The sequence below is a fragment of the Plantactinospora sp. WMMC1484 genome, from assembly GCF_049315195.1.
Taxonomy (GTDB): domain Bacteria; phylum Actinomycetota; class Actinomycetes; order Mycobacteriales; family Micromonosporaceae; genus Plantactinospora.
In genome coordinates, this window is record NZ_CP186055.1 from 6,287,019 (window position 1) to 6,301,048 (window position 14,030).

Here is a 14,030-nt window from a genome sequence, read left to right on the forward strand (position 1 = left end):
GGGCGCCATTCACCGGACAGCTCACGACTCCGTCAGCGGCCGGATCGACTCGGCGACCAGTCCTGGCAAAGTGCCGTCGCCGCTGCGGGCGTAGGTGTCGGCAGCGGTGTCGACAAACTTGATCGCGTGCTCGTCGCCGGAACGCACCGCACGGCGCCACACCTCGTCGAACCCCCGGTCCGCGCGTTCCTCAAACCGCCGGTCGGCGCGCCCGTCCCCGACCGGGCGGGGCCCGGCCGGCTCGCTTGCCCCGGTGACCGCGCGGGGCCCGGCCGGCGAGTAGGCGGCGGTCACCGCCGCCGTCGCGGCCCAGGCGGCGGCGAGACTCGGCTGCCAGAGCGGTACCGGCAGCGCGGGCAGCGTCCGGAGCACCGCGTTCGGCGCGGTCGCGGCGTGCACGAGCATGACCGGGCTGGCGTAGCCGTGGCTGCCGTACCGGAGGACGGCGGCGTCGACGATGGCCGCCAGCCGGGCCGGCACGGTCGCGTCCGGACTCCCGGGGACGGTTCCGGCGGTGGCCGGCCACTCGGGCACTCCGGCGAGCTGGGCGAGTCGGGCCCGGATCCCGAAGCGTTGGTCGGGGACTCTCGGCACCCGATCGAGCGCGGTGCGCGGATCGGTCGCCGGGTACGGCCCGGCACCGGGCGGAGCGAGCGGCTGCCACCGGGCCGCCCAGTAGCCCAGTCCGGCGCCGAGTTCGGCCACCCGGGCCGGCGTCTCGGCGTCGAGCAGCGCACGAACGGCGTGCCCCACCCGGATGACACCGTGGGTGGCGCCGGCGGCGATGCCGGGCAGCAGGCGTGGCCACCAGCGCGCCAGCACCGCCCGCCAGGGCTCGTCGGCGAGTTCCCTGGCGAAGTAGTCCAGCCAGTCGCCGGTGCGGGTCGGGTCGCCGAGCGGATCCCGCCACTGTGCGGCCGGAATGGCCGCGATTGCACGGGGTCGCTCCGTCAACCGGTCGGCGTACCGGTCCAACCAGCGGTGGACCTGCGCAGCGTACCCGTGCCGGACCAGCGCCTCGGCCGCCATCGGAGCGTGGTTGGAGAGCCAGCCGTCGCGTTCGGGACCGGTGTGCCGGAGCCGCTCGTACGCCTCGTCGATGGTGAAGTTTTCCATGCTCACCAGGCTGCAAGGTGAAGCGGACTCGAAGTCAACCCGGCGGAACCGCAGGTCCGCCTCCAGGCTGGAGCCGGTCGAGGATCAGCGCCGGCAGGCCCTGAGCGGGGTGCTGGTCCGGGCCGTCCGGGTCGAGCCGTCCCTGAACTTGGCCGTCGCGGTGACGGCGATGGTGCCGCCCGCCGCGTTGCGGGGCTCGGCCCGGAACGGTCCCAGCATGGCCAGCCAGCTCTCCCCGCCGTTGCCGATGCTCCGGGCGGAGCCACTGCCGTCGAAGCGCACCGGGGTGTTCACCTGGTAGCGGAACGACACCGACGAGACGTTGTCGCCCGCACCCACCCCGATCTGCACCAGCCCGAAACTGGGGTTGCCACAGCCCTCCTGGTGCAGGCCGCTGAAGTTCTGCGACTGGCCGAAGCCGCCACTCACCCGCGCCGTCATAGTCGTCTGGTCAGCCATGGTGCGGGCCCTGCGGGTCGACGCGGCCTTGGTCGGCGGCCGGGTGGTGCGGGCCACCGTGGGCCGGGGCGTGGGGGTGGGAGTCGGAGTCGCCTCGGTCGGGGTGGGCAGGTCCGACGAGCCATCGGTGGCCGGAACGCCGTCGGCCCACTGTGGGCGCTCGACGCCGCGCCCCGCGCAGCCGGCCGAAAGCGGCAGGAGCATCGCGCCGGCCACCGCGAGTGCGACGCCTGATCGGGTACGCCGGAGGTTGAGGAGTGTCACGGTGATCCCGTCGGTCGTGTTGGCCCCATTTCGCGGCATCAGCCGGCCTTGACCGTAGTGCCATCGCTCGATGGCGCCAAATCCAGACCGGAAAGTGGGACAAGTCCCCACCGGTCGGGCCACTTTCTTCGCCGTGCACGCAATCGGGCTACTCGTCTTCGCCGTGCACGGCAATCGGGGGTCGCCGGGCGAACGGTGGCGCGTGCTCGGGGCGTACGCCGACGCCGATCAGGTAGGCCGGGCCGAGCGAGACGGCCGGAATGCGCCGCAGCACGGCGAGCACCGGCCGGGGCGGACCGGCCCGCCGCCCCTCGACGATCGGGGCGACCAGGTTCCGGTGCAGGAAGTGCTGCAACCGCTGCACCAGGATGGTCGGCAGCAGCCGTCGGGAGCGGACGGCGGCCAGGTCGGCCTCGGTGACCGCGCCACGCCGGAGCGGCTCGGCGAGCAGCGTCGCGGCGGCGACCGCGTCCTGGATGGCGAGGTTGATCCCGACCCCGCCGACCGGTGACATCGCGTGCGCCGCGTCGCCGAGACAGAGCAGCCCGGCGGCGTGCCAGCGGTCGAGCCGGTTCAGGCGTACGTCGAGATGCTTGACCTCGTCCATCGAGGCGATCGCGTCGACCCGGCCTGCGAAGTCGGGCGCCATCCCGGCGACGTTCCGCCGGAACTGTTCGACCCCCTCGGCCCGCAGCCGTGCGTCGACGCCCTTGCGGGCGATGTAGGCGATCTGGAGGTAGCCCTCCCGGGGGATGACCACCGCGAACCGGCCCTGGGCGGCCCGGGGGGTGAGGCCGGCCGGCTCGTCGTGCGGGTCACGCGGCAGCCGGAACCACCAGGCGTCGATCGGCACCGGAAACTCCCGCACCGGCAGCTCGGCCTGGGCCCGGGCGAGCGACCAGCGGCCGTCGCACGCCACGGTCAGGTCGGCGTGCAGCTCGGTCGTCGTGCCGTCCGCCGTCCGGTAACGCACGCCCCGGACCCGGCCCTCCGCCCGGATCAGCTCGGTCACCTCGGCCCGCATCCGCAGCGTGAAGGTGGGCTCGTCGGCCCCCGCCTCGGCGAGCAGGTTGAGCAGATCCCACTGCGGCACCATCGCGATGTACGGGTGACGGACCTTCAGCCGACGAAAGTCGGCGATGACGACCTGCCGGCCGTCGGGCAGCGGGAAGGCGACCTCGTCCAGCCGGCTCTGCGGCAGGGCGGCGAACCGCTCCCCCAGTCCCAACTCGTCCAGTAGTTGCAGGGTGGACGGATGCACGGTGTCGCCCCGGAAGTCACGGAGGAAGTCGCCGTGTTTCTCCAGGACCGTCACGTCGACACCGGCGCGGGCGAGCAGCAGGCCGACGACCATTCCGGCCGGCCCGCCACCGATGACGACACAGGTCGTGCGTTCGGGCACCGTGATCACCTGACTTCAGACAGACGGCATTCCGACGGGTTGGCATGTCACGACACTAAATTTCAACGGATGAATTTCAACGGACGGTGAATTATATGTCCCACCGTACTCGCGGGGCGGCGACGACCGCAACCGTCCGCGCCGCGCCGGCTTCCGCCCACGCCCCCGCCGGTGCCCTGCGGTGGGCGACGCTGATAGAAACGGGCAATGAGCCGCTCCATCGCCACCAACAACCGGGTCGACCGGGCCGAACTCCTCGACTTCCTCCGGACCCGGCACCGCGCCATCCTGATCACCACCCGTCCGGACGGCCGGGCGCAGTCCTCCCCGGTCACCTGCGGCGTCGACGCCGACGGCCGGATCGTCATCTCGACCTACCCGGAGCGGGCGAAGGCCACCAACGCCCGGCGGGATCCCCGGGTGTCGGTCTGCGTCCTCTCCGACGACTGGAACGGTCCGTGGGTCCACCTCGACGGCACCGCCGAGGTGCTCGACCTACCGGCCGCGCTGGAGCCGCTGGTCGAATACTTCCGCTGCATCTCCGGCGAACACCCGGACTGGGACGAGTACCGCGAGGCCATGCGCCAGCAGGGCAAGTCGTTGATCCGGGTCACCATCGACAGCTGGGGGCCGGTGGCCACCGGCGGCTTCCCCGCCCGCCTCGCCGACTGACGGCGTGGACGTGCCGCCGGGAAACTAGCCGAGATAGAGGCAGAAGGGGTGGCCGGCCGGATCGAGATGCACGAGGACATCGTCCTGCGGCTGGTACTCGGCGCGGGTGGCGCCGCACGCCACGGCGTGCGCGGCGGCGCTCTGCAGGTCGTCGACCTGGATCTCCAGGTGCATCATCATCTGCTGGTCACCGGGGCGGGCCGGCCAGATCGGCCGGGCGTACGCCGGCTCGGTCTGCACGGCCAGCCCCACCCCGCCCGACGGGTTGCGCAGCACCACCCAGTCCGGCTCCTCCTCGGTGATCGGCCAGCCGAGCAGGCGCTCGTAGAAGCGGGCGAGCGCTCCCGGATCGGGAGCGCTCAGGTTGACGGTGGTCAGCGTCAGCGCGGGGCTGTCGGGCATGTGCCGGTCCTCCAGACGATGTCGACCTGTCGAGACGATCGCTACGACCCGAGGACCGCTACGACCCGAAGGCGGTCAGGAAACGGTCCCGGAAGTCGCTCATCCGCCAGACCGGGGTCTGCGGGCCGGGCTTCAGGCCCTCCTGCCAGCCCCAGCCCGAGATCCGGTCCAGCACGGCCGGGTCCCTGGCGACGATGGTGATCGGGACGTCGTGGCTGGCGTTCTCACCCGTGACCAGCGGCGCGGGCTGGTGGTCGCCGAGGTAGACGAAGACCATCCGGTCGTCGCCGTACCGCTCCAGATAGGAGACGATGCTGTTCAACGAGTACTGGACGGCACGCCCGTACTGGGTACGCACCCAGCTGTTGTCCTGCCAACCGTCGCCAGGCGAGTCACCGGCGCGGGCCATCGGGCCGAAGATCGACCCGTCGCCCAGTTCCTCCCAGTCGACGAGTTCCGGCAGCGGGTTCCAGGGTGCGTGGCTGGACACCAGCGGAATCGTCGCCATCACCGGCGGGTGGTCCGGCCCGGCGTGCTCGCGCTGCTCGAAGACGGAGAGCGTGTACTGGTCCGGCATCTGGGCCCAGCTGAACTGCGGGCCACGGTAGCCGAGCTCCTTCGAGGCGTGCACCTCGTCGTAGCCGAAGAAGTTCCCCTCCGGCCAGGTCTGGGTGATGCCCGGCATCACGCCGACCGTGCGCCAGTCGGCCCGCTGAAAGGCACGGTTGAGGGTCATCCGGTCGGTGGCGACGAGGTGGGTGTAGCGGAACTGGTTGTCGATCCAGAGACCGGAGAGCAGCGTGGCGTGGGCCAGCCAACTCCCGCCGCCGGTGGTCGGTGAGGTGAGCCAGCCGCTGCGGGCCGCGTAGCCGGCCGCGCGGAGCCGGGTGTAACCGGCGTCGAGGGTCGTGCCGACCTGCGGGGCGAAGAAGGGGTCGTCCACCGCCGAACGGCCGTAGCTCTCGACGAAGGCGACGACCACGTCCTTGCCGCGCAGGCCGGTCAGCAACTGCTCGCCCGGAGTGTCGCGGAACGCGTCGACCCGGGCCTCGGCGGCGAAGACCTCGTGGTCACGCAGGGCCGCGCGCACGTGCTGCACCCGATCGTAGGTCAGGGTGCTTACCGGCACCTCGGGCACGATCTGCACCCCGAAGACGGCGCAGACGACGCAGGCGGCACCGAGCACCGCGACGGTGTGCGTGGCCACCCGGCGGTGCCGGGCCACCAGCCGGGTCAGGCGCAGCACGGCGAGCGTCATCAGGACGAGCAGCCCCACGGCGAGCAGCGCGGCCCCGACCACCGCGACGACGGCGCCGGTCCGGCCGTACGACTCCTCGACGAAGTCGGTGCCGGCCTCGAACGAGATCCAGTCGAAGACCGGGTTGAAGGGCCGGGCCAACACCGCGAAGAACCCCATGTCGATGACCTTGACGATGGCCAGCAGGCCGAGGAGCACCCCGACCGGCACGGCCACGGCCCGGCGCGCCCAGGCCGGCAGGACGAGCACCAGCGCGACCACGAAGAGCGCCTCGACCGGCAGCCGCAGGAACGCCCACGGGGTGAAGAGGCTGAGCTGGTTGGGCGCGAGCAGGGCGAAGGCGATCAGCAGCAGCGCCAGGATGCTGGTCAGCCAGGCCGCGACGCTCCGGACCCGGCCACGCCGGCCGCCGCCGTCCGCCGATGCTCCGGCCTCCGGGTCGGTGGGGGTCGGCGCGGCGGCCGTGGTCGACGGAGCGTCGCCCGACAGCCGTCGCAAGCGCGTGAAAACCGACAACCGAAAAGCCCTTCCCTGCGAAGTCGGTGACGCCCGCTCGCCACTGGATGACCGACCCGCGCCGCCGTCGTGAGCCGCGGGCCACGGTAACAGACCCGTCTGACCCGAACCCGACCTCACCGGACGGCGAGTTCCTCGCTGTAGACCGCGATCGGGTGGCCGTCCGGGCCGTACGCGGTCAGCCGCCCGTGCGCCAGGTTGGCCGAGCGGAACGAGAAGAGCCACTGCCCCGGATAGACCTCCAGCAGCGGGATGCTCCGGGCGGCACCACCCGGCGCCGACTGGTACTCCAGCCGGGCCACCCGGGCGTCGGTCACCCCGTTCACCCGTACCTTGGTCTTCTCGGCGGTGACCCCGAAGGTGATGGGCGCGCCCGCGCCGTACGCCGCGCACTCCGCCACGCTGCGGCAGACGAAGAAGTAGCGCGGGTTGTGCACGTCGGCCATCGAGTACGCCTTGAAGGTGGGATCGGCCCCCGCCGGCAGTGGCTGTACGGCGAAGAAGGCGATCGCGCCCACCGCCGCGCCGGCCACCCGCAGCCAGCTCCGGGCTGTCGGCGTACGCCGGCCGGTGGCGACCGCCGCGACCGTGACCCCGCCGACCCCGGCCAGGCAGACCGTGATGGTGGCGAGGGCGCGGGAGTTCTCGAAGAGGAACTGGAGTCCCGGCGTCATCGAGACCTGGCTGAGCAGTGCGCCCAGCGACAGCACCATCACGACCAGCAGCGCGACACCTGCCACCCGGCGCGCCACCCCGTACGCCCCGATCAGGAGCATCGCGGCCAGCACCGGCCAGATCTGGTGGTGCGTCCAGGAGACCGGGGAGGCCGCCACCGTGGCGCAGCCGACCAGCACGGCCGCGTGTGCCGGCTGCCCGGAGAGCGCCATCTGCCGCGCGCGCAGCAGCGCCATGCCGCAGACGACCAGCACGAGGCCGGCCCAGAGCAGCGGGAAGGTCTCTCCGGCGGCACCGGCCCGCAGCAGCATGCCGTGCAGGGACTGGTTGCCCAGCGAGGCGAGGTTGCCGATCCGGGAGGTGTTGAGGAAGGTCCCGGTCCAGAAGGTCCAGCTCTCCGCCGGTAGCACGACCGCGCCGACCAGGCCGCAGGTGACGAAGGCGGTGACGGCCCGGCCGGCGTCCCGCCAGCGGCCGGAGACCAGGAAGAAGAGCACGAACAGCAGCGGGGTCAGCTTGATCGCGGCGGCGGCCCCGACCAGCACGCCCCGGTACCGGGCCGGGGTGAGCCCCATCCCGTCGACCAGGGCCAGCAGCACGATGAAGACGCTGACCTGACCGAAGCGGAGGTTGCTCTGCGCCGGCGCGGAGACCATCAGCGCGCAGGCGATCGCCGCCGCCACGACCGGTCGCGGGTAGCGGGTCGAGGGGACGGCGCGACCCGCCGCGACCGCGATGGCGGCGATCGCCGCACAGGTCAGGACGAGCCAGCACAGTTGGACGACGCCCTCGGGCAGCAGTCCGATCGGCGAGAGGACCAGGGCCGCGAAGGGCGGGTACGTGAACGGCCCGCCGTTCGCGGCGACGTAGTCGTAGAGCGGTTGGCCGGCGTGGAGGTGGCGGATGGCCCCGTGGTAGATGTGCAGGTCCGACAGGCGATCCCAGTCGGGCCGGTGCCAGACGAGCACCGACGAGACGACCGCGATGAGGCCGAAGACGATCCAGGCTGCCGCTGCCACCCCTCGATCGCGCACGGCGTGAGTCTAGATCGCGCATCGCGCGAGACGGGCGCGAGACGGGACAGTCGGGCGAGCCGGCCGCTCCGGCCGACAATTCCCCCACCACTCTCCCCCACCACTCCGCTGTCACCGGCCCGGTCGGGCCGGATTCTGTCGGTGCCGCTCGGCATACTGGCCGCCGGACGACGACGGCACACCTCTGCCCACCGGAGGGATGATCATGACAGCCTTGTTGGCGATCGGCACCGCCAAGGGCCTCTTCCTCGCCACCAGCAGCGACGGACGCAGGAGTTGGCAGGTCGACGGCCCGCACTTTCCGATGACCGGGGTCTACGCGGTCGCCGTCGACAGGCGGCGGGCAACGCCCCGGCTGCTCGCCGGGGTGACCAGTTCGCACTTCGGCCCCAGCGTCGCCACCAGCGACGATCTCGGCGTCTCCTGGCAGGAGCCGGCGGAGCCGCCGGTCGCCTTCCCGGCCGGCGCCGGGGCGAGCCTGGAACGGGTCTGGCAACTCGCCCCGGGCCCGGCCGACGAGCCCGACGTGGTCTACGCGGGCAGCCAGCCGTCCGCCCTGTTCCGGTCGGTCGACGGCGGCATCCGCTACGAGTTGGTCCGGTCGCTCTGGGACCACCCGCACCGCGAGCAGTGGGGTGCCGGGTTCGGCGGGCAGGCGATCCACAGCGTGCTGCCGCACCCGGACGATCCGGCGCAGATCCTGGTCGCCATGTCGACCGGCGGGGTCTACCGCAGCGGCGATGCCGGCGCGAGTTGGCAGCCGCAGAACACCGGCATCCGCGCCTACTTCCTGCCCGACGAGTGGCCCGAGTTCGGGCAGTGCGTGCACAAGGTCGCCCGGGACGCGGCCGACGCCGACCAGCTCTACGCGCAGAACCACCACGGCGTCTACCGCTCCAAGGACGGCGGGCTGAGCTGGCAGTCGATCGCCGACGGGCTGCCGAGCGACTTCGGCTTCCCCATCGTCGCCCATCCGCACCGGGGCGGCACGGTCTACACCTTTCCGCTGGTCGCGGACGCGGAGCGCTTCCCGGTGGACCGGCGCTGCCGGGTCTTCCGCTCGACCGACGCGGGCGACACCTGGCAGCCGCTGAGCGCCGGGCTGCCGACCGGGCCCTTCTATCCGGCGGTGCTGCGCGACGCGATGTGCGTCGACGACGCCGAGCCGGCCGGGGTCTATTTCGGCACCCGCTCCGGCGAGGTCTACGCCAGTCGTGACGACGGGGACTCCTGGTCGCTGGTCGCCGCCCACCTGCCCGACGTGCTCTGCGTCCGCGCCGCGCAGGTCTGAGCCGGTGGCCACCCTTCTGGTGCCCGCCGCGCTGCGCGCCGAGACGGCCGGTGTCGGCCGGCTGGATGTCGGCGCGGCGGGCACGCTGCGGGCGGTGCTCGACGAGGTCGCCATCCGGTGGCCCCGGTTGGCCCGGCGGATCCGGGACGAGCAGGGCGAGCTGCGGCGATACGTCAACGTCTACGTCGACGGCGAGGACTGCCGACAGACCGGCGGCCTCGACACCGCCGTACCCGAGCGGGCGGAGATCCAGGTCATCCCCTCCGTCGCCGGCGGCTGACCACCCGCACCACCCCGGGGCCGGACCGACCGTTGTCCGCGACTCGGGGTGCGAACGCCCGCCGCTCCGCCTACCGTGGGGTTGGTCGGCGTTCCGTGCCGTCGGCCGGCGCTCTGCCGTCCCTCGGCCGGAGGCTCTGCCGTCCTCCGCCGGAGGCTCTGCCGTCCTCCGCCGGCCGCTGTCGTCCTCGCCAGGGGCGGGCGTGGGACGGGGCGGCGGTCCGGGCAGGTGGTCGACCGGGACGTGATCCACTCTTCCGTGGGGTTCCCGCACGTGTCGGTCCCCGCACCTGTCGCATGTCGTCGTCGCTGTGGAGGCTGCCCGTGTCCGACTGGCGTTCGCGTGCCCTGCGTCCGGCGAAGCGGGCCCTGCGCCGCTCCCAGGACCGGTATCCGCAGTCGCCGCCGGAGCTGTCGATGGATCCCCGGGCGGGCGAGCCGGGCAGCGCGCCGGCGCCGGTGGAGGAGAGCGTCGTCACCTCCGCGATCTATCGGGACGGGCACCGGATCGACGGCCCGCCGAACCTCGCGGAGACCTGCCAACGGCTCCGGGAGCAGCCCGGGACGATGGCCTGGATCGGGCTGTACCGCCCGACCGAGGCGCAGCTGCTCACCGTGGCCGAGGAGTTCGGGCTGCACGAGCTGGCGATCGAGGACGCCATCGTCGCGCACCAGCGCCCCAAGCTCGAACGCTACGGTGACACGCTCTTCGTGGTGCTCCGGGCGGCCCGCTATCTCGACGAGGCCGAGGAGGTGGACTTCGGCGAGGTGCACGTCTTCGTCGGGGCGAACTTCGTGCTGACCGTACGGCACGGGCAGGCACCCGATCTGACCGCCGTACGCCGCCGGATGGAAAACGACCCCGACCTGCTGCGGCGCGGCCCGGAGGCGGTGCTCTACGCGATCCTGGACAGCGTCGTGGACGGGTACGCCCCGGTGGTCGGCGGACTGCAGAACGACATCGACGAGATCGAGACCGAGGTCTTCGGCGGCGACCCCCGGGTGAGCCGCCGGATCTACGAGCTTTCCCGCGAGGTGATCGAGTTCCAGCGGGCCACCCGGCCGCTGCTGGACATCCTCCAGGGGCTCACCGCCGGCTTCGAGAAGTACGGCACCGACGAGGAGCTGCGGCGTTACCTGGGCGACGTGGCCGACCACGCCACCACGGCCTCGGAGCGGGTGAGCGAGTTCCGGCAGATCCTGGCGGACATCCTCACCCTGAACGCCACGCTGGTCTCGCAGTCGCAGAACGAGGAGGTCAAGAACCTCACCGTGGCCAGTTACACCCAGAACGAGGAGATCAAGCGGATCTCCGCCTGGGCCGCGATCCTCTTCGCACCGACCGTGATCGGCACGGTGTACGGGATGAACTTCGACCACATCCCCGAGCTGCACTGGGTCTTCGGCTATCCGTTCGCGCTCTTCCTGATGCTGGTGGTCTGCACCACGCTCTTCGTGGTCTTCAAGCGCCGCGACTGGCTCTGACCTGGAGCGCTCTGGACCGGCTCCGGGGCACCCGGCGCCACCCGAGCTATCATCGGTCGTCAGGCGGCGCCCTTCCGCGACCGCCCCGGACGAGAGCGCTGCCGTACCCGGCCCCGCAAAGACGGCGCGCAGAGATCATGACACCTGTCGACCTGATCGAGATCGTCGGTTCGCTGCTGATCCTCTCGGCCTTCGCCGCCGCCCAGACCCGCCGACTCTCCCCGCACTCCGCCCGCTACCTGCTGCTGAACATCGCCGGTTCGGCCGTACTGGCGGTGATCGCTCTGCTGCACCGGTCGTGGGGCTTCCTGCTGCTGGAGGCGAGCTGGGCGGTCATCTCCACCGTGTCGCTGGCCCGGCGGCACGGCCGGGACCGGCGGCACGGGCACGAGGCGGAAGGCACCGGTTTACACCCGTGAGACCCCGGGAACTCCGCCGCGACCCGGCTGCCTACAAACCCGCCGGAGGAGGCACGATGGGTAGCGCCGTTCCCGATCCGTCGACGGTGTCGATCGGACTCGACACGGCCGCGCACGTCGGGATCTCCGTCGCCGACCTGGACCGCTCGGTCGCATTCTATCGGGCGCTCACCGGAATCGAGCCGGTGGTCCGGGACGAGAGCATGCACGGCGCCGGGTTCGCCGCCGCGCAGGGGCTGCCCAGCACCCGGCTGCGGTACGCCACCTTCCGGCTACGCAACCTCGACATCGACCTGATCCAGTTCCGGGAACCGGCCGGCGAGCCGGCCCAGGTGGCCGCGAACCGGCCGGGCTCGATGCACCTCTGCTTCGAGGTCGACGACCTGCCGGCCGTCTACGACCGAATGCGGGCCGCCGGCATCGACTTCCTCGGTCCGGCCTACACGTTCATCCCGGACGAGGTCTCGCCGCCGGACGCCGCCGGCACCCGGGTCGCCTACTTCGACGACCCGGACGGCACCAACCTGGAGATCATCGCCCCCCGGGGCGGTTTCGCCCGGCCGGACTGACCGTCCCGTCCGCCGGGCCGGCCGTTCCGGCGGCTGGAGCGGGCTCCGGCCGTTCCGGCGGCAGGGAAGGGCTCCGGCCGTTCCGGCGGCCGGGTCGGCGCTGCCTTCCCGACATCGTGCCGCTGGATCGCCCGGGCCACGTCGGAGTGCAGTTGTGGCGCCCGCCCGTGCGGATCGTGCGGCCTCAGGTAGTAGTCGGGTCGCCCGCCCAACCAACCGGACCCCCGGTGCATGTCGGCGGGATCACCGGGGTCCGTAAAATCGCCGCACCGGCCGGGGTGTACGACGTACAGCTCGGGCCGCACTGCCCGCTCGGGCTGCTCGCGCTGGCCGAACCTCCCGCGTGACCCTGCACTGCAGCGCAGAAAGGCAAGTCGTGAAGATCGTCGCCGCCGACGTGAACGTCACCAGTCCGGACCGCAACTTCGTCACGCTCAAGATCACCACCGACGAGGGGATCACCGGGCTCGGCGACGGCACCCTCAACGGACGCGAGCTCTCCGTCGCCTCCTACCTGGCCGACCACGTCGTACCACTGTTGATCGGGCGGGACCCGCACCGGATCGAGGACACCTGGCAGTTCCTCTACCGGTCGGCGTACTGGCGGCGCGGGCCGGTCACCATGGCCGCGATCGCCGCCGTCGACGTCGCGCTCTGGGACATCAAGGCGAAGGCCGCCGGGATGCCGCTCTACCAGCTCCTCGGCGGCGCGTCCCGGACCGGGATCATGGCGTACGGGCACGCGTCGGGCCGGGACATCCCCGAGCTGTTCGACTCGATCCGGCACCACCTCGAGCTCGGCTTCCGGTCGATCCGGGTGCAGACCTCGGTCCCCGGCATCAACGCGGTCTACGGCGTCGCCACCCAGCCGAGCGTCGGCGGCACCCGCTACGACTACGAGCCGGCGCAGCGCGCTCCGCTCCCGGCCGAGGAGGACTGGGACACCCGCTCCTACCTGCGGCACCTGCCGACCGTCTTCGAGGCGGTCCGCAACGAGTTCGGCCCGGAACTGCCGCTGCTGCACGACGGGCACCATCGGATGACCCCGATCCAGGCCGCCAGGCTGGGCAGGGCGCTGGAGCCGTACGACCTGTTCTGGCTGGAGGACTGCACCCCGGCAGAGAACCAGGAGGCGCTGCGGCTGGTCCGGCAGCACACCATCACCCCGCTGGCGATCGGCGAGGTCTTCAACACCGTCTGGGACTACCAGACGCTGATCCGCGAGCAGCTCATCGACTACGTACGCTCCGCCGTCACGCACACCGGCGGGATCACCGCGATGCGCAAGCTGCTCGACTTCGCCGCGCAGTACCAGATCAAGTCCGGGATACACGGGCCGACGGACATCTCCCCGGTCGGGATGGCCGCCGCGCTCCACCTGGACCTGGCGATCCACAACTTCGGCATCCAGGAGTACATGCGGCACGGCCCGTTGACCGACGAGGTGTTCCGGCAGTCCTTCACCTTCACCGACGGCTACCTGCACCCGGGTGAGCGGCCGGGGCTCGGCGTCGAGCTGGACGAGGAGGCGGCGGCCCGGTTCCCGTACCAGCCGGCCTACCTGCCGTTCAACCGGCTGCAGGACGGCACCGTCCATGACTGGTGAGGCCGGCGCCGGGTCGTCCGGCGGCGCTCCGGTCCCCGGTGCGGCGACCCGACACGTGGTGGTGATGGGGGTCTCGGGATCGGGCAAGACCACCGTCGCCGTCGGGATCAGCGCGGCGACCGGGCTGGTCTTCGCCGAGGCGGACGAGTTCCATCCGGAGTCCAACGTGGCGCTGATGCGCGACGGGGTGCCGTTGGAGGACGTACACCGCTGGCCCTGGCTGCGCGAGCTGGCGAACTGGATGGCCGGCCGGGCCGCCGAGGGGGTCTCCACCGTCCTGGCCTGCTCGGCGTTGAAGCGTTCCTACCGGGACCTGCTCCGGCAGGGGCCACCGAGCGTCGAGTTCGTGTTCCTGCACGGGTCGGCCGAGGTGATCCGGGAGCGGATGTCGCGGCGGACCGGACACTACATGCCGGCCAGCCTGCTCGACTCGCAGCTCGCCACCCTCGAACCACCGGGGCCGGACGAGCACGTCCTCACCCTCGACGTCGCCGCGACCCCGGAGGATCTGGTCACGGCCGCGGTCGACGGCCTCGACCTGAACCGCATCGTCCCGGGCTAAGTCCTACCCGCCCGTCGATCG

At 72.1% G+C, this 14,030-nt stretch carries 14 protein-coding genes and 1 riboswitch; of the genes, 8 read left to right on the forward strand and 6 right to left on the reverse strand.

The annotated features are described in order from the left end of the window. Positions 1-21 precede the first annotated feature (21 nt). The 3 genes from ACN28C_RS27070 to ACN28C_RS27080 all read right to left on the reverse strand — a co-directional run bounded on the left by ACN28C_RS27070 (position 22) and on the right by ACN28C_RS27080 (position 3,241). A complete protein-coding gene (locus ACN28C_RS27070; RefSeq protein ID WP_422770331.1) occupies positions 22-1,116 on the reverse strand; it encodes a questin oxidase family protein in 1,095 nt (364 codons plus the stop codon). Positions 1,117-1,200: 84 nt separating this feature from the next. Beyond that, positions 1,201-1,878 (reverse strand): hypothetical protein, encoded by a 678-nt coding sequence (locus ACN28C_RS27075; RefSeq protein ID WP_422770332.1) that lies wholly within the window; start codon positions 1,876-1,878, stop codon positions 1,201-1,203. A gap of 109 nt (positions 1,879-1,987) precedes the next feature. Further along, positions 1,988-3,241 (reverse strand): FAD-dependent oxidoreductase, encoded by a 1,254-nt coding sequence (locus tag ACN28C_RS27080; RefSeq protein ID WP_422770333.1) that lies wholly within the window; start codon positions 3,239-3,241, stop codon positions 1,988-1,990. Positions 3,242-3,448: 207 nt separating this feature from the next. On the opposite strand from ACN28C_RS27080, the gene ACN28C_RS27085 reads away from it, so the two are divergent. Next, the gene (locus tag ACN28C_RS27085; protein WP_422770334.1) at positions 3,449-3,913 is read left to right on the forward strand and encodes a PPOX class F420-dependent oxidoreductase; all 465 of its coding nucleotides are present in this window, start codon (positions 3,449-3,451) and stop codon (positions 3,911-3,913) included. 24 nt (positions 3,914-3,937) lie between these two features. Here the strand turns inward: ACN28C_RS27085 and ACN28C_RS27090 are convergent, their stop codons facing one another. From ACN28C_RS27090 to ACN28C_RS27100, 3 genes are all read right to left on the reverse strand, one after another. Further along, the gene (locus ACN28C_RS27090; RefSeq protein ID WP_422770335.1) at positions 3,938-4,315 is read right to left on the reverse strand and encodes a VOC family protein; all 378 of its coding nucleotides are present in this window, start codon (positions 4,313-4,315) and stop codon (positions 3,938-3,940) included. A gap of 58 nt (positions 4,316-4,373) precedes the next feature. Continuing rightward, positions 4,374-6,071: a sulfatase gene (locus ACN28C_RS27095; RefSeq protein ID WP_422770336.1), complete on the reverse strand. Its 1,698-nt coding sequence runs from the start codon at positions 6,069-6,071 to the stop codon at positions 4,374-4,376. Between the two features lie 134 nt (positions 6,072-6,205). Beyond that, positions 6,206-7,798: a glycosyltransferase 87 family protein gene (locus ACN28C_RS27100; RefSeq protein ID WP_422770337.1), complete on the reverse strand. Its 1,593-nt coding sequence runs from the start codon at positions 7,796-7,798 to the stop codon at positions 6,206-6,208. A gap of 205 nt (positions 7,799-8,003) precedes the next feature. Between ACN28C_RS27100 and ACN28C_RS27105 the strand changes: the two genes are divergently transcribed. From ACN28C_RS27105 to ACN28C_RS27135, 7 genes are all read left to right on the forward strand, one after another. Beyond that, the gene (locus ACN28C_RS27105; RefSeq protein WP_422770338.1) at positions 8,004-9,089 is read left to right on the forward strand and encodes a WD40/YVTN/BNR-like repeat-containing protein; all 1,086 of its coding nucleotides are present in this window, start codon (positions 8,004-8,006) and stop codon (positions 9,087-9,089) included. Positions 9,090-9,093: 4 nt separating this feature from the next. Next, positions 9,094-9,369, forward strand: a complete 276-nt coding sequence (locus ACN28C_RS27110; RefSeq protein ID WP_422770339.1) for a MoaD/ThiS family protein — start codon at positions 9,094-9,096, stop codon at positions 9,367-9,369. Between the two features lie 323 nt (positions 9,370-9,692). After that, positions 9,693-10,853: a magnesium and cobalt transport protein CorA gene (locus ACN28C_RS27115; RefSeq protein ID WP_422770340.1), complete on the forward strand. Its 1,161-nt coding sequence runs from the start codon at positions 9,693-9,695 to the stop codon at positions 10,851-10,853. Between the two features lie 71 nt (positions 10,854-10,924). Further along, positions 10,925-10,984: riboswitch (guanidine-III (ykkC-III) riboswitch) on the forward strand. Between the two features lie 6 nt (positions 10,985-10,990). Then, complete coding sequence (locus tag ACN28C_RS27120) at positions 10,991-11,272, forward strand: CBU_0592 family membrane protein (protein ID WP_422770341.1); 282 nt, start codon at positions 10,991-10,993, stop codon at positions 11,270-11,272. Positions 11,273-11,328: 56 nt separating this feature from the next. Then, a complete protein-coding gene (locus ACN28C_RS27125) occupies positions 11,329-11,841 on the forward strand; it encodes a VOC family protein (protein WP_422770342.1) in 513 nt (170 codons plus the stop codon). Between the two features lie 376 nt (positions 11,842-12,217). Next, positions 12,218-13,447, forward strand: a complete 1,230-nt coding sequence (manD, locus tag ACN28C_RS27130) for a D-mannonate dehydratase ManD (protein WP_422770343.1) — start codon at positions 12,218-12,220, stop codon at positions 13,445-13,447. Further along, positions 13,437-14,009: a gluconokinase gene (locus ACN28C_RS27135; protein ID WP_422770344.1), complete on the forward strand. Its 573-nt coding sequence runs from the start codon at positions 13,437-13,439 to the stop codon at positions 14,007-14,009. The genes manD and ACN28C_RS27135 overlap by 11 nt, the downstream gene beginning before the upstream one ends. The last annotated feature ends 21 nt before the right edge of the window (positions 14,010-14,030 follow it).